This window comes from Novosphingobium colocasiae (genome assembly GCF_014652555.1).
Classification (GTDB): domain Bacteria; phylum Pseudomonadota; class Alphaproteobacteria; order Sphingomonadales; family Sphingomonadaceae; genus Novosphingobium; species Novosphingobium colocasiae.
Genome location: NZ_BMZA01000002.1, coordinates 222,416 through 240,112, shown reverse-complemented (window position 1 = coordinate 240,112; position 17,697 = coordinate 222,416). Strand labels below are relative to the sequence as shown.

Genomic DNA, 17,697 nt, shown 5'->3' with positions numbered 1-17,697 from the left:
GTTGATGCGAAACATGAAAAGCCAGATGCCGTCGAACCTGCAAGCGCCCGAAGGGGCGTTGCCTGTTCGGTTGCCTGGCTCTGTGCGACCACGATCGCCGCACATTTTCCGCTTCGCAGACGCACATCGCGCGCACAACGCACCGGCCGGGAACGCAATCGTCCCCGGCGCCGCGTCGCGCATTCCATTTCGCCCGGCCAGCGTGCCTGCGGCGACCAGCACACCACACAAATATGAGAGCGCCGCCCTGCCTTCACCGGCCAGGCCGCGGCGCTCATGGAGATATCATAATGGCAACGCGCATGCTCATCGATGCGCGCCACCCGGAAGAAACGCGGGTGGCGGTACTCAAGGGAAATCGCATTGAAGAGTTCGATTTCGAAAGTCATGAACGCAAGCAGATAAAGGGTAACATCTACCTGGCGAAGGTCACCCGCGTGGAGCCTTCGCTGCAGGCAGCCTTTGTCGAATTCGGCGGCAATCGCCACGGGTTCCTGGCGTTCAGCGAAATCCATCCCGACTATTATCAGATCCCCAAGGAAGACCGCGAAGCGCTGCTCGCCGCCGAGGCCGAAGCGGCCGAGGAAGAAGCCGCCCTGCGCGCCAGCGAGGGTGAAGACGAGGACGACGATTACGGCGACGATGGTGCCGGCTTCGGTGACGACGATGGCGGCGTCATGGAAGTCGATACGTCCGAGAAGGACGATGTCGCGACCATCGAAGACGGGAACGTCGATAACCCGTTCGCGGACGAAGACGGCGAACACGCCGATGGCGAAGCCGAGGAACCGCGCGGCCGTCGCGGTCGTCGCCGTCAGGGCGGACGCAATGCGGGTCGCTCCAAGCAGGCCGACGAACTGCGCGCCAAGCGCATGGCAATCCGTCGCCGCTACAAGATCCAGGACGTGATCCATCGCCGCCAGGTGCTGCTGGTCCAGGTCGTCAAGGAAGAACGCGGCAACAAGGGCGCGGCCCTCACCTCGTACCTGTCGCTGGCCGGCCGCTACTGCGTGCTCATGCCCAACTCCAGCCACGGCGGCGGCATCAGCCGCAAGATCAGCTCCGCCGCTGACCGCAAGCGCCTGAAATCGATCATCGCCGAGATGCATTTGCCCCGGTCGATGGGTTGCATCGTGCGGACCGCCGGCCTTCAGCGCACCAAGACCGAGATCAAGCGCGATTTCGATTACCTCGCCCGCCTGTGGGACGAACTGCGCGAGAAGACACTGGGCTCCACCGCCCCGGCGCTGATCCATTCGGACAGCGATCTCATCAAGCGCGCCATCCGCGACATCTACAACCGCGACATCGAGGAAGTGATCGTCGAGGGTGAGGACGGCTATCGCGCGGCCAAGGACTTCATGAAGCTCCTGATGCCGAGCCACGGCAAGAAAGTGAAGCCATACTCCGATCCGGTGCCGCTGTTCCAGCGCTTCGGTGCGGAAGACCAGTTGACCGCGATGTACGATCCGGTGGTCCAGCTCCGTTCGGGCGGCTACATCGTCATTAACCCGACCGAGGCGCTGGTCTCGATCGATATCAACTCGGGCCGCGCCACCAAGGAGCACGGGATCGAGCAGACGGCGGTCGCCACCAACCTCGAAGCCGCGCAGGAAATCGCCCGCCAGCTTCGCCTGCGCGACATGGCCGGGCTCGTCGTCATCGACTTCATCGACATGGAGTACGGCTCCAACGTCCGCAAGGTCGAGAAGGCGATGAAGGAGGCGCTCAAGAACGATCGCGCGCGCATCCAGGTCGGCCGCATTTCCAGCTTCGGCCTCATGGAAATGAGCCGCCAGCGCCTGCGCACCGGCGTGCTCGAAGCGACCACCCGCTCCTGCCCGCACTGCGACGGCACCGGCCTCGTCCGCACCGCCAGCTCTGCCGGCCTGTCGGCGCTGCGCCTGATCGAGGACGAAGCTGCCAAGGGCAAGGGCATCGTGATCTCGCTGTTCGCCAGCACCGAAGCTGCGGTCTACCTGCTGAACGCCAAGCGTTCGGACCTGGGTGACATCGAGGCCCGCTATGGCGTCTCGGTCGAAGTGATCCCCGAAGGCGAAAACGAAGGCGCGAAGATGCGCGTCATCTCCTCGGGCCCGCGCAACGATTTCGTGCCCCGCTTCGATCCCATCGCCGATGAGGTCGAGGACGACTTCATTGAGGACGAATACGAGGACGAGGAAGAAGAAACCCCGGTCCGCGAAGGCGCGCGTGAGCGTGCCCCGCGCGCCGAAGGGGACGGCGAAGGCGAAGGCGGTGCCCGTCGCAAGCGGCGCAAGCGCCGGCGCGGCCGTAACCGCGATCGCGCTGACGGCGAAGTCGACAGCGCCGATGCTGCTGATGAGGGCGAAGAAGGCGATGAGCCGGAAGACGCTGCCGATAGCGAGGTCGGCGAAGGCTTCGACACCGCAGAGACGCTCGAAGGCGATGCCCCGCGCAAGCGCCGCCGCCGTGGTGGTCGCCGTCGTCGCGGCCGCCGCGAGGATGGTGCCGAGACCGGTGAAAGCGAAGGCGAACTGACCGGTGAGGAAGCGGCCTTGGCCGAAGCCGGGCTGGACGAGATCGTCGAGCCGGCCCCGGCCGAGGCAGCCGAAGAACCGGTTGTCGCCAAGCCCCGCCGTGGCCGTCGCAAGAAGGCCGAAACCGTCGATGCTGTCGAGCCTGACGCCGAAGTCGCAGCCGAAGACGCTGCGGCCCCGGTCGCTGAGGAACCCCCGGTCAAGCCCAAGCGCACGCGCCGCAAGAAGGCCGACGAACCGGCTGCTGAGGAGGCCGAGGCAGAGGTTGAAGCCGTGGCCGAAGAAGCCCCGGCCAAGCCCAAGCGCGCGCGTCGCAAGAAGGCGGATGAACCCGCCGCCGAAGCCGTCGTCGCCGATGCTCCGGCGGAGGATGCCGAAGCCCCGGCCAAGGCCAAGCGCCCGCGCCGCAAGAAGGCTGACGCCGCCGAACCGGCCATAGCATCCGCCGCTCCGGCCGAACCGGTAGCAACCGCCGAAGCCGCACCGGAGCCCGTCAGCGACGGTGAAGGTGCCGGCGAAGATGGCGACTCCCCGCGCCGCGGCTGGTGGCAGCGCACCTTCGGCAATTGACGCCGATCGCCGCGACACAAAAGTGCCCCGCGCACAAACGCGGGGCCCTTTCTTTTGTGGGCTGCCGCCGTCGCCAGACCCAAACCTGCCCTCTCGATCGCGGTCATGCTGAACTCGTTTCAGCATCCATCAGGCCTCCTGCCCCGCCGCACGGCTCGAAGCACACCGTCGCCGGAAGCGCCTGCGCGCACGCGGCGGCGTAGACCGCGAAATGGACCCTGAACCAGGTTCAGGGTGACGAAGTTCTCTGTTTTGGTGTGGACTTCAACACACCGCCCCGATCACCGCGCCCCGAGCAGATCCCGGCAGAACACCCGCAGCACGTTGTTGAAGATCGTCGCCGCTTCCCACGGCACGAAGTGGCCCACGCCCGGCAGCACCAGCGGGCCGACCAGATCGGTGCAGCCGATCGTCATCATCGCCGGGTAGGCGGAGGCGACGATGCCGTCGGCCATGCCCCACAGCACCATCGTCTCGATCGTCGCCGGGCCTGCCAGCATCGGCGGCGCTGCGGTCTTCGACAATTCCCCGAACAGGCAGGCATAGAAATCGAGCGAGGCGCGCAGGCGGTCCGCCGATCGCATCGTCTCGGCCTGGAACCGCGCGGCTTCAGGCGTGAAGTTGCCGGGCCCCGCCAGGTCGACCGGACCATCGCCCTCGCGCCATTCGTGCGTGCCGAGGAAGAAGCTTTCGACGTAAGCGAGGCGATCCGCGTCGCCGGCAAGCCGTGCCACCAGTTCGTCGGCCTGCGCGCCGTGCAGCGTGAAGTGGTCCGAACGTAGCGTCACGTCGTCAAGGATCGAGGCCGGAAGTCCGGCCGCCAGATAGGCGTCCGCCACATCGGGGGTGCCGCCGTTGTACAGCACCTGCCGCTGCAGGAAGCCCGGAAAGCGCTTGCCGATATCGAGCATGACGATAGAGCCGAAATCCCCTGCCGCCCCCACGCAGGTTTCATGGCCCAGCGCCTGCATCAGGGCATGCATGTCCTGCGCGCTTTCGGCGATCGTCAGCGGATGATCGGCGACGATCGGCGAATCGCCGATGCCGCGCTGGTCGGGCACGATGACCTCGAACCCCATCGCCGCCAGCGGGGCGATATTGCGCCAGAACAATCGCTTCGAACCCGGCCAGCCATGCAGCAGCAACAGCGGAACGCCGCCGATACCCTCGCGGACATATGCGATTTCCACGTTGTCGCGCACCGTGGTGCGATGAACCGCAAAGCGTTGCGGATCACAATCAACATGGCTCATCGGTTATCATCCAACCACTTCGGTGGACGATATCTTGAGCCCCAGCCCGCGTTCTGCCGTCGCCAGATCAAGGTACTCGCGCCACTTGTGGATCTTGCCGTCGCGCAGTTCCATCACCCCGGTCACCGGGAGCGGCACCGTCTTGCCGCTGCCGTCCTTGAGCGTCAGGTGATCGACCCGTTCGGTGAAGATCGTCGAGCCCTTGGAAGCGATCGCAAACGTCTCGATCCGTACCGCGAAGGCGCTCAGCACGGCGCGAATGTAGGTGTCGATTTCCGCCTGTCCGTTGCGCGGCGGCAGCGGCATGTCGATGTAGCTGCCGTCGGGCGTGAATCTCGCCACCATGCCATCGACATCTTCGGCGTCCCACATGTCGAGGAAATCGAGCACGAAAATCTCGTCCGCTGAAAGTCCGGTACGGTCCACCTGGGTCATGCACCTCTCCATTGTTAGGCAGGTTTTCCCCGCGCCGATTCACTGATCGGCAAGGGGGTAACCCCTCGATGGCCCGCGAACCAATACCGCCGCCCTATGCCGGACATAGGGCAGGGTTCTGGCAGGCGGTCAGAACATCTTGCGCAAGTCGATGCCGATCACCCGGCCTTGGGGTTCGCGGAACGCGCGCTGATAGGCATAAGGCGTCGCCCCGGTCTCGTCCGTTACCCGCTGGCGGCTGTCGAGCAGATTATCGACGGTGAACGACAGCCGCGCCCCTTTTAGGAACGGCATCTTCTCGATCAACGACGCCCTGCGGTCAAAGTCCACGAACAGCCGCAAGCCGAGGTCGAACGTGCTGCCGAAGCGCAGGTCGGAACTGCCCGGCGCACCGCTGCCGTCCACCCGCGACGGCGCGCTCCAAGTGCCCTTGAGCCGCGCGCCAAGCCCGTTGGCGAAAAGCCCGCCCTCCATCTCGATCTCGTGGCGCGGGACGCCGCCGGCGGTCAGCGCCTCGCCGACAAGCTGGTCGAGCCAGGGCGTTCCCGGTGCGATGCGGACGCGATCGCTGATGGTCCAGGTGTGATAGACCGACAGGTTCCAGCGGCTGCCGCGCCCGCCGCGCCCCGGCCCACCGCCGGGGCCACCACCGAAGCCGCCGCCGCCTTCCATCCGCCCGCCGCGTCCACCCCGTCCCTCGTCGCCACCGCTGTTGCCCAGCTTGCCGCCGATGTTGAACCCCCAGCGGATGCTGGAACTGGCGATGGCATCGAACGTCACCGCGCGCCGGTCTATCGCGATAAGCGTACCGTCAGCCGCGCGTGTAACGCGGTCGGGAAATGCCGCTTCGACCGCCGGGGTCAGCAGGGGGAAGCTTTCCGACACGTCGCTGGAGCGGTTACGGAAGTATTCGACGAGAAGATTGGAGCGGTCGAACAACGGCAGGTCCCAGGTTGCCGAAAGCTTGATGTCGCGGCGCTTTTCCTTGACCAGATCGGGGTTGCCGCCGGTAATGACCGAAACCAGCGCGCTTCGCCCCTGCACGAAGTCGTAGACCGTCACCCCGTTGGAGACGACCTGCGGCGCGCCAAGCTGGGCCAGCGTCGGGGCCGCCTGATCGACGATATAGCTAGCCTGGAAAGTCAGCGTACTGGTCGGCGACCAGGTGAACCCCGCGCTCCAGTCAAACAGCGTGCCGAAGTCCGAAAGCCGATCAAGTCCGCCACTGAGGTTGAGCGACAGGTCCCCTACCCCGCCCAGCACGCCATAGCGCTTGCTGGTCAGCGGCAGCGCCAGGTTCAGCCCGCCCTGCACATCCCCGCGCGTCAGCCGCAACGGGTCGAGATCGGTGCGGGTATCGTTGCTGAGCGAACGGCTGAAGCTGTACCCCGCCTTGGCGGTCAGTTGGGCATCGCCGGCGGGCATGCGGAACGGCTTGCCGGTCAGCGTCGCCAGACTGTCGAGCGAGAGGTTGCGGATGCGCGCGCTGTCCGTCCCGGCACCGGCCAGCTCGGGCAGAGGGCCAGCCACGGCCAGTTCGCCGGCTGCGGCCGCATCCTGCAGCGCCGACAGGTTGCGGCGGCGATCGGTCCGGGTCGTGCTGTCGCTGTAGCTGCCATCGGCGGTGACGTTGAACTGCCACGCGCCGAACTGCCGGGCATAGCCTGCCCCTGCTTCGGCGAGGTCCGTCCCGGTGCGCGTGGTGCGCGGATCGGCCAAGGTGCGATAGGCGGTGTCCGTCCCGTCGCTCAGAGTCACCGCATCCAGCCCCTGAAGACCGCGCGTGTCGGTGCGGGTATACGATCCGTTGACGGTGATCGACCCGTCCAGCCCGCCCTCGCCCAGCGCCCGCGTCGAGGTGCCGTTGATGACGATCTCGCGGCTCGCGTCGGACAGGCTGCGATACCGGGCCGGATCGGGATCGCTTGCCACGGTGCGCGCCTCGGCAGGGTTAGGCGTGATATCCCGCTCCGCCTCGGTCAGCAGCGAACTTTCGGTGATCTTGGCGGACAGGTTCGAGCGGCTTGGCCCGTCGATGCGGAACAGCCCGGCCTGGGCTTCGTAATTGGAATAGCCGCCGCGCGTCGGGAGGTTGTATTCGCCATCGGCGGTGACGGCGGAAAACTTGTCCTTGAGAATGATGTTCACCACCCGCTGGTTCGGCGGATAGCCGAAGCGCAGGGCCACTTCCTCGGGCAGGATTTGCATCCGCCGGATCGCCTCGGGCGGGATCTGGCGCATCTCGCGAAAACTCGAAATCCGCTGGCCGCTCAGCAGGATCACCGGCCGGCCATTGCCCCGCCCGCGACCGCTGCCGGTCTGCGGCGCGATCGCATCGATCAGTTCGCCGATCGAGGAAACCCCGTATGCGGCGATGTCCTCCTCGTCGAAAGTCTGCACCGCCTTCTGCGGCACGTCCACTTCGCCCTTGAGGCTGGTGCCGATCACCAGAATCTCGTTCTCCGGCACCGATGCCGGCTCCTGCCCTTCGTTGCCGGCCGGGTCATCGTCATCATCGCTTGCCGGCGCGCCGGCCGCCGCAGCGGCCATCGCGAAGCTCGGAGCCAGGCCAAGCGCGCCACCGGCGGTCGAAAGAAGCAGAATCGGAACAAGTGAGGACCGCAAGCAGCATACTCCAGAAATTGACGCCCCGCTGCCTCCTATGACCAGCGATGGCGGCACGGGTTCCGCAAGACAAGTCGCGGTCAGTAACAATTTGTCGTGGGGTGGCTGTCGCAGGCCTTGCCAAGGCTTCACTTTTCGGCGGGGTGTGGCTATGGCGCGCCGCAACGACTGAACAGAACATTGGAACCTGATCGCCCATGGCGAAAGAAGAACTTCTCGAAATGCGCGGAAAGGTGGTTGAGCTTCTGCCCAACGCCATGTTCCGCGTCGAACTGGAAAACGGCCACGAGATCCTCGGCCACACCGCCGGCAAGATGCGCAAGAACCGCATCCGCGTGCTGGTGGGCGACGAAGTGCTGGTTGAACTGACCCCTTATGATCTCACCAAAGGCCGTATCACCTATCGCTTCATGCCCGGTCGCGGTGGCCCCGGACAGTACTGACGCCACGCAGGCGGAGCGCGCCGATCCGCCTGGCTCCGCCGCCTTGCGCCTGATCCTCGCCTCCGCCAGCCCGCGCCGCCGCGAACTGCTGGCCCGGCTCGGCATTGCGGCGATGGATATCCGCGCCGCCGACGTCGATGAAACCCCGCACGCCGCAGAGCCGGTGCGCGGTTACGCCACCCGCATGGCCCGCGAAAAGGCGCTGGCAGTGGCTGCGGACGATGCTCACGTCCTTGCCGGCGATACCGTCGTCGCCTGCGGCCGCCGCATTCTGCCCAAGGCCGAAGACGAGGCGACCGCGCGCGCCTGCCTCGCGCTCCTGTCCGGCCGCCGCCACCGCGTGCTTTCCGCCGTGGCGCTGCGTTATCCTTGTGGGACCTTGCGCGAAAAGCTGTCCGAAACCGTGGTCCGCTTCAAGCCACTCTCGACGGCGGAGATCGATGCCTATGTGGCCGGGGGCGAATGGCACGGCAAGGCCGGCGGCTATGCCATCCAGGGCAGCGCCGAGGGCCTGATCGCGTGGATCGGCGGCAGCCATTCGGGCGTCGTCGGCCTGCCGCTGTTCGAAACGCGCGCGCTGCTGCGCGCTGCCGGCTTCGCGATTGGCTGAAGCCGCCGCCCGTACCTGGCTGGTCGAGGAAGGGATCGGCGAGACCCGGACGATACTGGTCGAAAACGACCAGGTCATCGCCGCCCGGCTCGAACGGCCCGGCAGGCTCGTTTCCGGGCAAATCGAAGAGGCCACGCTCATCGCCCGTGCCAAAGGCGCAACGCGCGGGACCGTGCGCTTTGCCGGGGGTGAAGAAGCCCTGGTAGATGGGTTGGACCCTGCCGCCAGCGAAGGCGCGCCACTGCGTATCGAAGTGACGCGCGCCGCCATCGCCGAAACCGGCCGCCTCAAACGCGCGCAGGGTCGCCCTACGACCAAGGCGGTAGTCCCTGCCCCCTCGCTCGCCCAGCGCCTGCGCCGCGCAGGCGCGCCGGTGAAAGTGGTGACCCGGTTCGCCGAAGACCCCTGGCCCGAACTCATCGCCCAGGCGCTCGACGGCACTTTCCCGTTCGCCGGCGGTGCGCTGCTGGTCACGCCGACCCCGGCGATGACGCTGATCGATATCGACGGCACCCTGCCGCCGCGCGCGCTGGCGCTGGCGGCGATTCCGCCGATCGTCGCCGCCGTCGGCCTGCTCGACCTTGGCGGATCGATCGGCATCGACTTTCCCAGTCTCGAACGCCGCGAGGATCGCCGCGCGGTGGACGAGGCGCTGGCCACCGCGCTGGCGCACTGGCCGCACCAGCGCACGGCGATGAACGGCTTCGGCTTCGTCCAGTTGGTGGCGCGGCTCGAACGCCCTTCGCTGATCCAGACCCTGCGCCAGGACCCGGCGCTGGCCGGCGCCCTGCTGCTGTTGCGGCAGGCCACGTTCGTCGCCGCGCCGGGCCGTCTGCTGCTCACCGCTCATCCGCGCGTGTGCGCCATTGCTGCGCAGCACGAAGCGGAACTCATGCGTCGATCCGGCCGCACGGTGATCTGGCAAAAGGATTCCACCCTTGCCCTCACCGGCGGTTTCGCGCAGGCGATAGCTGCATGACCCGCTTCGAACGCAAATGCCCGATCTGCGCCAAGCCGCGTGACCCGCAGTTCACCCCGTTCTGTTCCAAGCACTGTCGTGACCGCGATCTGCTGAACTGGCTGGATGAGGGCTACGCCATCCCCGGCCCCGCGCAGATCCCGGACGAGAGCGAACCGGGCTGAGCGGAGGCTGCTTCAAAAAACCCAAGTGGGGGGTTGCCAAGCGCGGCGCGCTTCGCCATAGGCCCGCAACCAACCGCTCGCCGGTCCCCGAAACCTCGGTAAAGGGACCGCCGCAGTCGCAAGCCCGGGTAGCTCAGTTGGTAGAGCACATGACTGAAAATCATGGTGTCGGCGGTTCGATTCCGTCCCCGGGCACCACTGCGCGCCTCGCATAGGGCTGCATTGCGCGGAATAATGGGTCTACGCGCTGGCACTGCCGGCACGAAGAACTTCTTAAAGCTGTCCGTGAAGCGTTGCGTCGGCGAGTTCTGCGTTTCCGCTTCGCTGACCAGCGTCACCACCCTGGCGAGCACACTTTCGGTGGACAGGCGGGTCACTTCGATCTCGATCAACCCGCGACCGTTGATGATGCCGGCGAACACGCGGCTTGCCGCATTGGGGTTGGCGCGGGACGCGGCATCGTCCTGTACCGGCCGCTTATCGACCGGCATACTCTCGCCCGCGACCGGGGCCTGATTGATCGCCGTGGTGTCCTTCAGGGTAAACGCGTCGGCCGCGTCCGTGACCTCGGGCAAAAGGACGGGAATTTCGAGACGGAGCTTTTCGATCATGATGTTTGTCCTTCGGCGCGCGGGAGATCGGCAGGCGACGCGTCAAGGTGCTTGGTTGGCGGAGGAATATCCGTTTCCGGACGGCCGTATCGGGCATAGAGCGTCGGCAGGACGAACAGCGTGAGCAACGTCGCCGAGATCAGGCCGCCGATGACGACGGTTGCCAGCGGCTTCTGCACTTCCGCACCGGCACCGCTGGCGATCGCCATCGGCACGAAGCCGAGGCTGGCGACCAGCGCCGTCATGACGACAGGACGCAGCCGCAGCATCGCCCCCTCACGAGCCGCTTTTGCGCGATCCCGCCCCCGCGCCATGAGCCCTTGGATCGACGTCACCATGACGAGGCCATTGAGGACCGCGATCCCGGACAGGGCGATGAAGCCCACCGCTGCCGAGATCGAGAAGGGCATACCGCGCAGAAACAATGCCAGGACGCCGCCGACCAGCGCGAGCGGGACGCCAGTGAACACGATCGCCGCATCGCGCACGCTTCCCAGCGCCCCGTAAAGCAACAGGATGATGAGCGCGAAGCACGCCGGCACCACCAGCATCAGGCGTTCGGTCGCCGATTGCAGATTCTCGAACTGGCCGCCCCAATCGAGATACTGGCCGGCAGGCAGACGCACTTCTGCCGCTATCGCCGCCTGTGCGTCCGCCACCACGCCTGCAACGTCCCGGCCGCGCACGTTCGCCTGCACGACGACGCGTCGTTTGCCGTTCTCGCGGCTGATTTGGTTGGGGCCATCGGTGACGCCGATGTCGGCGACACTTTGTAGGGGCACGAACCCGCCGCCTGGCAGAGGCACCGGCACGTGGCCGAGCGTTTGCAGATTGGCGCGCGCCACGTCCGACAAACGAATAGTGACGGCAAAGCGCCGATCCCCCTCGAAGATCATGCCGGCATCGCGACCGCCGATCGCGGCCGAGATAGTATCCTGCACGGTCTGAGCAGTGATCCCGAGCCTCGACATGATGTCCCGCCGGGGACGTATATCGAGCATCGGCAGGCCCTCGGTCTGTTCCACCCGAACGTCGGCCGCGCCCTGCGTCTTGCGAAGGACCGCCGCAACGGCGTTGGCCGTCCTGTTCATCGCGTCGCTGTCGTCGCCGAACACCTTGACCGCGACGTCTCCGCGCACCCCCGCGATCAGTTCGTTGAACCGCATCTGGATAGGCTGGCTGATTTCGAAGGCGTTGCCGGGCAGGCCCTCAAGCGCCTTTTCGACCTTCGCCCCCAGCTCGCCCTTGCTGAGACCGGCATCCGGCCATTCTTCGCGCGGCTTCATGATGATGAAGGTGTCCGAGATGTTCGGGGGCATCGGGTCCGACGCCAGCTCAGCCGTACCCGTCTTAGAGAACACGAACCGGACTTCGGGCAGCTTGCCGATCTCCCGCTCGATGCGCGATTGCATCGCCTGGCTTTGATCGACCGACGTTCCCGGTACGCGCAGCACTTGCGCGGTCAGGTCGCCTTCATCGAGCTGGGGAAGGAACTCCTGCCCCAGGAACGAGAAGGTCAGGATGGCGGCGAGGAACGCGCCGACCCCAACGCCCATGGTCAGCGTCTGCCGCTTCATCGCCTGATCGAGCCCCGGCTCATACTTGCGCTTGAGCCAGGACATGATCCGGCCCTCCTTTTCCTCGACCGGCTTGGAGAGCCAGATTGCGAGCATGGCGGGCACGAAAGTCAACGAAAGCACGAAGGCGCTTACGAGCGCGATGATGACGGTCAGCGCCATCGGTGTGAACGTCTTGCCCTCGACGCCCGTGAGGGTCAGCAGCGGCACATAGACGAGGATGATGATCGCCTGCCCGAAGACGGAAGGCCGGATCATCTCGCGCGCGGCCTGCGTCACCACGGACAGGCGCTCTTCCAGCGTCAGCGTTCGGCCATAGTGATGTTGCCGTTCGGCGATGCGCCTCAGCGCGTTCTCGACGATAATCACCGCGCCATCCACGATCAGGCCGAAGTCGAGCGCGCCGAGACTCATCAGATTGGCCGAGACGCCGCCTCGCAGCATCCCGAAGCTGGTCATGGCCATGGTGATCGGGATCACCAGCGCCGCGATCAGAGCGGCCCGAAAATTGCCGAGCAGCACGAACAGCACGACGATGACGAGCAGCGCGCCTTCGGTCAGGTTTTTCGCTACCGTCTTGATTGTGGAGTTGACCAGCGCGGTGCGGTCCAGCACCGGCTGAATCACTACATCGGTTGGCAATGAGGCGTTGATTGCCTCGATCCGCTCCGCGACGGCCGATGCGACAGTGCGGCTGTTCTCGCCGATCCGCATGATGGCGGTTCCAACCACGACCTCCTTGCCGTTCTCGGACGCGGAGCCGTAGCGGATGGCTTGACCGAGGCGGACTTGCGCCACCTGATCGAGCCGGATCGGGGTGCCTTCGCGGGTGGCGATGACCGTTCCTGCCAGTTCGCCCACATTGCGGATACGAGCGTCGGACCGGACAGCCAGGCCCTCGCCGCCGCGATCGACGACGCCGGCACCGACGCCGACGTTGTTCTCTTGGAGCGCCCGCGCCAGATCGCTCAGGTTCAGCCCAAGGGCGGCGAGCCGCTGTACGTCCGGGATCACCTGAAACTGCTTCACATAGCCGCCGATCGAATCGACGCCGGCAAGGCCCGGCGTGTTTTTCAGCAGCGGCGCGACGATCCAGTCCTGCGCTGTGCGAAGGTAGGTCGCCTGATCGGCTTCGCTGACAAGACGGTCGCCCTCCGGCGTGATGTAGCTGCCGTCGGGCTGCATGCCGGGCTCGCCCGGTTTATGGGTATCTTCCTTGCGGTGCTGGAAATGGACGGTCCACATATAGACTTCGCCAAGGCCCGTCGCGATCGGTCCCATCGTAGGGACGGCACCATCAGGCAGGCTTTCCTCGGCGACGCGCAGCCGCTCCGCGACCTGTTGGCGCGCAAAATAAATGTCGGTTGAGTCGGTAAAGACAGCCGTGACCTGGGCGAACCCGTTGCGGCTGAGCGACCGCGTATATTCAAGGCCAGGAACGCCCGCGAGAGCGGTTTCGATCGGGAAGGCGATTTGCTTCTCGACCAGCTCAGGCGACAGAGCCGGCGCGGTGATGTTCACCTGCACCTGGTTGTTGGTGATGTCGGGAACGGCGTCGATCGGCAGGCGCGAGATCGCCCAGCCTCCGATGACCGCGGCGATGAGCGTCATGAGCAGGATGAACCAGCGGCGCTCGACGGAAAATGTGACGATGCGGCCGATCATATCAGTGCCCGTGCTCCGCTTCGCCTTTTCCAAGCTCGGCCTTGAGGGTGAAGCTGTTCGGCCCGGCGAGCAGTTCGTCGCCCTTGAGCCCCGAGGTCACGACCACGTTGTCCCGGTTGGGGCTCCCGAGTGTGACAGGCGTGGCCTTGAAGCCGTGTTCGGTGCGGACGAACACGGTGGAGCGGCCCTCGACCGTCTGAACCGCGCTTTGCGGCACGAGCAGCGCGGACGCACCGCCACCGGCGAGCTGGATCGAGGTCGTAACCGGCTCACCGACGCGCCATTGGCCGGCGCGGTTGTCGATGAGTGCGATGACCGTGGCGAGGCGCGTGGTTTCATCGAGAATGGGCGACACGAAATCGACCTGCGCAACCGATCGCCGATCGCCCGCAACAACCTCGATTCGAGAGCCGGGGCGCACCTTGCCGGCGTCAGCGGGCGAGAGCGCCAGCGTGACCGCGACGCGGCCCAGATCGGCCACGCGGAATAGCTCGGCATCGGCCGCTACCGTCTGGCCTAACGTCACGCTACGCGCGACGACCTGGCCCGAGAGCGGCGCACGGATCGCAATGCGATTGAGCGCACCACCGCCTCCACCAGCGGCCGACAACTGTTGCTGTGCGAGCCGCAGCGCGATTCGGGCCTCTGTCGCTACCGTGCGCGCCGCTATCAAGTCCTGTTCCGGCGAGACGCGTTCTTTGAACAGGCGCTGCTCACGGCGCAGATTGCTTTCCGCGAGCGCTAGCCTGGCCCGCGCCGCCTCTATTTCTGCGTTTAGCGTGGCCGCTTCGCGGCTTTCGATGATCGCAAGTGTCTGCCCGCGCCCGACCGATTGACCGAGGTTGCGGGTGAGCGACACCACCCGCCCCCCGATCGCGGCGGACACGACCTGCATCCCTTGCGGGTCGCCTTCGATTGTCGCCGGCAGCGTCAGCGCGCCGCCGCCGTTGCGGATCACGCGCACCAGCTCGATGCCGGCTTTGCGTATCTGATCGGCGCTGAGGTCGATCTCGCCCTCCTCGTCGGCGTGCGCGCCGTTCTCGGGGCTTGCGGCGCTTTCCGCCGCTGCCTCGTTCTGCGCTTCGTCGCCTGCTTTCTCGCTGCCGGAACATCCAGCCAGCAGCACAGCGGCCAGCGCGAGCGGCAGGGCCGCCGAGTGTCGGATCTTCATTGTCATTCCCCCTGAATGATCGGCGCGCGGGCGGTGAGCCGCTCAAGCTGCGCCTGGGCGACGTGATACGAGAGCAGCGCGTCGACCGCCGCCGCCCGCGTCTGTGCGAGCGTGCGTTCAGCATCGAGCAAATCGAGCTGGCCGAACTTGCCCTCCCGATAGCCGATGCGAGCAATGCGAGCCGCTTCTTCGGCCGCCGCGAGCGCGGGACCGCTGGCCGCCGCCGCGTTTGTCGCGGCGTTGGCGGCTTCCGCTTGGGCCCATGCAACGGCCTGATCCACATCGATCGCGGCGAGACGCCGCCGTGCGTCCGCGCTCTGACGTTCGGCGGTTGCTTGGCTCACCGCGGCGCGACCGTTGTTGAACAGCGGGATCGGGATTGACAGGCTGAAAATCGCCGCCGTGTCATTGGTCTGTTCGAACCGACGCGCGCCTGCCCCGAGTGTCAGATCGGGAATCCGTTGCGAACGCGCGAGCCGGACACTTGCGTCGGCGCTGGCGAAGTCAGCATTGGCCGCCGCCATCATCAGCGTGCCGGTGCTGTCGATCGGCCGCAGCGGGCCATGCGTAGCAGGGACATGGTCGAACCAGTTCGCGTCCAGCGGTCCGGCGAAAGGCTGGCCGATGATGCGAGAAAGAGTGAAGCGAGAAACCTCGACGGCACGTTCCTCCCTCACAAGCGCAGCTTCCGCATTGACCAGCGCAACATTCGCGCGCTCTGCCTCGAGCGGCGAAGCGCGGCCCGCTTGAACGCGGACCCGCGCGGCGCGTCGCCCCTCACCGGCGATGTGCGCCTGATCGCGGGCTATGACGAGACGCCGTTCGGCGGACGCCGCTTCAGCATAGGCGCGGATGACGCTGAGCCGGAGATCGGCTTTCGCGATGGCGGCCTGAATGGTTGCGCGATCGGTTCGAGCATCTGCGACGGCGATCCTGGCCGACCGCTTGCCGCCGAGTTCGAGCGGCAGTGCGAGGGAGGTCGTCGCTTCAAGGCTCTGCGTGCCGCGATACTGGCCGGAGCCCGCGACGTTTTCAGCTTCTACGGTGATAGTCGGATTGGGTCGCAACCCGGCAACGCGGCGGCCAGCTTCGGCGGCGCGCACGTCCGCAGATGCCGCTTCCAGCGCCGGGGAGACGACGCCGGCCAGTTCAAGGGCGCGATCAACGGTGAATGCCGGTCCCGATATAGCAGGCGCGGCGACTTGCGGCTGTGTGGCCCCGGCGTCAGCCGGCGGCGCGGTTTGGGCCTGCGCGATGCTCGCGCAAGGCGTCGCGGCCAACAAGGCCGCGAACAATCGGTGCATGATGACAAGACTCCTGACAGTTCCAAAGACGCCCCACGGGTGGAGCTAGGCTGGAATTGTCAGGCGCGTGGAGGGCGATACGCGGGATTGGTCGGCGCGGAGACGCGCGCCGCCACGTCGATCGGCATAGGCCGCGAATCGCGAAGATGCCGTTGCGGGGCCATAGCTTCGTTCACAGGCTCGCCGATTTGATGGCCATGGCAACCGCCGTGATGATGCGGCGTCGCCTTGCCGTCGTCGGACGGCACTTGATCCCGGTCGCCAGCGGCATGACCGAGGCCGGCGGCCACATCGGAATCCAGGCATCCGATCGGCTCGGCCGCGTGCGCGACCGTCCCCGCCATCAACGATAGCGAGACGAGGCACATCAATATCAAGGCGGTTAGCCGATGCATCGATCGCGCCTGTACCACGAACTGGACGATGAAAAAATGCTCAGCTTCACCTTGCACAAGGTTTCCTGCCCCACAGGAAGCACTATGGGATGCTGTCCCCGGGTACCACTGCCGCCAGCCCCGTCAGACCTTGCGCAGCAACGCCCGCACCGGCTTGTCGAACGCGACGCCCAGCAGCCAGGCGAACCCGATCGCGATAGCCAGCGCGCCCACGCCGATCGCCGGGGCCAGCTCCCCGGCCTCGCGGTGCAGGACCACGTTGATCAGCTTTTCGAACGGGAGCACCGCGTGGGTGATGTAGAGCGGGTAGGAAATCAGCCCCAGCGTCCGGCATAGCCTGCGATGCGCCGGTCGGGCAGTCATCGCCGCCGCGCACAACAGCGGGAACACGATGAGTGCCAATGTCACGTCCTTGATCCAGCCCAGCGTGGACGGAGCGGCCAGCACGACCAGCGGGACGGCCAGCAGCACCGCTACCGGCACCGGTGATGCCGGCAAGCGGCCCTGCTGCGCCAGCCGCGCGATCAGCACCCCGATGGAAAACCCGACCAGCACCCGCAGCGCCGGGATCTGGAGCCACATCCGGTCGTAACCGAAGTTCAACCCGCCCGCCTGCGTCGCCACGACGATGAGGAGCAGCGCGCCGCCCGCGATCAGCGCCGGCAGCGCCCGCACGCCCAGCCAGGGCAGCGCCAGCGCATAGACCAGGTTCATCGCCAGTTCCCAGAACAGCGACCAGCACGGCGGGTTGAGCGGAAACAGATCGGGGCGCGGGGCGGGGAACGGGTTGGGCAGCATCAGCGATCCAGCGAGCACCACCGGTGCCAGCGTCTGCCCGGTCCAGTTTCCGGTGCCCATGACGATCCCGGCGACAGCGACCAACGCGCCCAGCGCCAGCGCGACGAGATAGAGCGGTGCCAGCCGGGCCAGCCGCCGCGCCATGAACCGCAGCGTGCTCATGCCGCCGCGCAGCCGGTCTTCGTAGTTCAGGCAAATGACGATGCCGCTGATGATGAAGAACAGGTCCACGGCCAGAAAGGCGCTGGGGAAATACCATTCGCCCAGCATCGCCCGGTAATGAACAGTCACCACCGCAATCGCCGCCAGCCCGCGCAGGCCGTCAAGTGCATCGACGATACCGGCCCCGTTCCCGCCCGCCTCGCGCGCGGGAACGAGGGGAGCATCGGCCATCACGGCCGGTCCACCCGCAGGCACGCGATCCCGACCGTGCCAGCCCCGGTCTTCACCCACTTGCGTCGATTACCGGGTATCATGCTCAAGAACCTGCTTTCTGGCTGCGGTGAAGCGCGACCGCAGCCGAAACGCCGACCTTGCGCGAACCCCTTGCCCGACCGCTTTTTGACCATGCCGCACCG

The 17,697-nt window shown here is 66.5% G+C and carries 13 protein-coding genes, 1 tRNA gene and 1 pseudogene; 6 read left to right on the top strand and 9 right to left on the bottom strand.

Annotation, left to right across the window (positions count from 1 at the left end; translation table 11 throughout):
* The first annotated feature begins 290 nt into the window (after positions 1-290).
* Positions 291-3,089 carry an Rne/Rng family ribonuclease gene (locus IE122_RS04940; RefSeq protein ID WP_189619995.1) on the top strand — a complete coding sequence of 933 codons (2,799 nt, stop codon included), beginning with the start codon at positions 291-293 and terminating at the stop codon, positions 3,087-3,089.
* A 281-nt stretch (positions 3,090-3,370) separates the two neighbouring features.
* Here IE122_RS04940 and IE122_RS04935 read toward each other — a convergent pair whose 3' ends face one another.
* The 3 genes from IE122_RS04935 to IE122_RS04925 form a co-directional block, all read right to left on the bottom strand.
* Positions 3,371-4,342, bottom strand: coding sequence for an alpha/beta fold hydrolase (locus IE122_RS04935; RefSeq protein ID WP_189619994.1), 972 nt, complete (start codon positions 4,340-4,342; stop codon positions 3,371-3,373).
* Positions 4,343-4,348: 6 nt separating this feature from the next.
* The gene (locus IE122_RS04930) at positions 4,349-4,777 is read right to left on the bottom strand and encodes a limonene-1,2-epoxide hydrolase family protein (RefSeq protein WP_189619993.1); all 429 of its coding nucleotides are present in this window, start codon (positions 4,775-4,777) and stop codon (positions 4,349-4,351) included.
* 129 nt (positions 4,778-4,906) lie between these two features.
* A complete protein-coding gene (locus tag IE122_RS04925; RefSeq protein ID WP_189620231.1) occupies positions 4,907-7,327 on the bottom strand; it encodes a TonB-dependent receptor in 2,421 nt (806 codons plus the stop codon).
* A gap of 272 nt (positions 7,328-7,599) precedes the next feature.
* On the opposite strand from IE122_RS04925, the gene infA reads away from it, so the two are divergent.
* The 5 genes from infA (at position 7,600) to IE122_RS04900 (ending at position 9,796) form a co-directional block, all read left to right on the top strand.
* On the top strand, positions 7,600-7,845 hold the full coding sequence (infA, locus tag IE122_RS04920) for a translation initiation factor IF-1 (RefSeq protein ID WP_091145658.1): 246 nt from the start codon (positions 7,600-7,602) through the stop codon (positions 7,843-7,845).
* Positions 7,826-8,455, top strand: a complete 630-nt coding sequence (locus tag IE122_RS04915; RefSeq protein WP_229813767.1) for a Maf family protein — start codon at positions 7,826-7,828, stop codon at positions 8,453-8,455. Before infA ends, IE122_RS04915 begins: the two co-directional genes overlap by 20 nt.
* Positions 8,448-9,434, top strand: coding sequence for an Rne/Rng family ribonuclease (locus tag IE122_RS04910; RefSeq protein WP_189619991.1), 987 nt, complete (start codon positions 8,448-8,450; stop codon positions 9,432-9,434). The genes IE122_RS04915 and IE122_RS04910 overlap by 8 nt, the downstream gene beginning before the upstream one ends.
* Positions 9,431-9,598, top strand: coding sequence for a DNA gyrase inhibitor YacG (locus IE122_RS04905; protein ID WP_189619990.1), 168 nt, complete (start codon positions 9,431-9,433; stop codon positions 9,596-9,598). Before IE122_RS04910 ends, IE122_RS04905 begins: the two co-directional genes overlap by 4 nt.
* A gap of 122 nt (positions 9,599-9,720) precedes the next feature.
* Positions 9,721-9,796 (top strand) — tRNA-Phe (locus IE122_RS04900).
* 188 nt (positions 9,797-9,984) lie between these two features.
* Here IE122_RS04900 and IE122_RS18535 read toward each other — a convergent pair.
* The 6 genes and pseudogenes from IE122_RS18535 to IE122_RS04870 all read right to left on the bottom strand — a co-directional run.
* Positions 9,985-10,209: pseudogene (locus IE122_RS18535) on the bottom strand (hypothetical protein); the annotation flags it as partial.
* Entirely contained in the window at positions 10,206-13,451 is a 3,246-nt protein-coding gene (locus IE122_RS04890) for an efflux RND transporter permease subunit (protein WP_189619989.1), read from the bottom strand. The gene IE122_RS04890 and the pseudogene IE122_RS18535, both read right to left, overlap by 4 nt.
* Position 13,452: 1 nt before the next feature.
* The gene (locus IE122_RS04885) at positions 13,453-14,622 is read right to left on the bottom strand and encodes an efflux RND transporter periplasmic adaptor subunit (RefSeq protein ID WP_189619988.1); all 1,170 of its coding nucleotides are present in this window, start codon (positions 14,620-14,622) and stop codon (positions 13,453-13,455) included.
* A 2-nt stretch (positions 14,623-14,624) separates the two neighbouring features.
* Positions 14,625-15,926: a TolC family protein gene (locus IE122_RS04880; RefSeq protein WP_189619987.1), complete on the bottom strand. Its 1,302-nt coding sequence runs from the start codon at positions 15,924-15,926 to the stop codon at positions 14,625-14,627.
* Between the two features lie 59 nt (positions 15,927-15,985).
* Positions 15,986-16,378 (bottom strand): hypothetical protein, encoded by a 393-nt coding sequence (locus IE122_RS04875; RefSeq protein WP_189619986.1) that lies wholly within the window; start codon positions 16,376-16,378, stop codon positions 15,986-15,988.
* A 66-nt stretch (positions 16,379-16,444) separates the two neighbouring features.
* Positions 16,445-17,512 carry an acyltransferase family protein gene (locus tag IE122_RS04870; RefSeq protein WP_189619985.1) on the bottom strand — a complete coding sequence of 356 codons (1,068 nt, stop codon included), beginning with the start codon at positions 17,510-17,512 and terminating at the stop codon, positions 16,445-16,447.
* Positions 17,513-17,697: the final 185 nt, after the last annotated feature.

Coding starts and splice junctions, on each gene's coding strand:
- IE122_RS04935 (WP_189619994.1), bottom strand. CDS start 4,342: ATGAGCCATGTTGATTGTGATCCGCAACGCTTTGCGGTTCATCGCACC.
- IE122_RS04880 (WP_189619987.1), bottom strand. CDS start 15,926: ATGCACCGATTGTTCGCGGCCTTGTTGGCCGCGACGCCTTGCGCGAGC.
- IE122_RS04930 (WP_189619993.1), bottom strand. CDS start 4,777: ATGACCCAGGTGGACCGTACCGGACTTTCAGCGGACGAGATTTTCGTG.
- IE122_RS04870 (WP_189619985.1), bottom strand. CDS start 17,512: ATGGCCGATGCTCCCCTCGTTCCCGCGCGCGAGGCGGGCGGGAACGGG.
- IE122_RS04925 (WP_189620231.1), bottom strand. CDS start 7,327: ATGGCCGCTGCGGCGGCCGGCGCGCCGGCAAGCGATGATGACGATGAC.
- IE122_RS04890 (WP_189619989.1), bottom strand. CDS start 13,451: ATGATCGGCCGCATCGTCACATTTTCCGTCGAGCGCCGCTGGTTCATC.
- IE122_RS04940 (WP_189619995.1), top strand. CDS start 291: ATGGCAACGCGCATGCTCATCGATGCGCGCCACCCGGAAGAAACGCGG.
- infA (WP_091145658.1), top strand. CDS start 7,600: ATGGCGAAAGAAGAACTTCTCGAAATGCGCGGAAAGGTGGTTGAGCTT.
- IE122_RS04905 (WP_189619990.1), top strand. CDS start 9,431: ATGACCCGCTTCGAACGCAAATGCCCGATCTGCGCCAAGCCGCGTGAC.
- IE122_RS04885 (WP_189619988.1), bottom strand. CDS start 14,622: ATGAAGATCCGACACTCGGCGGCCCTGCCGCTCGCGCTGGCCGCTGTG.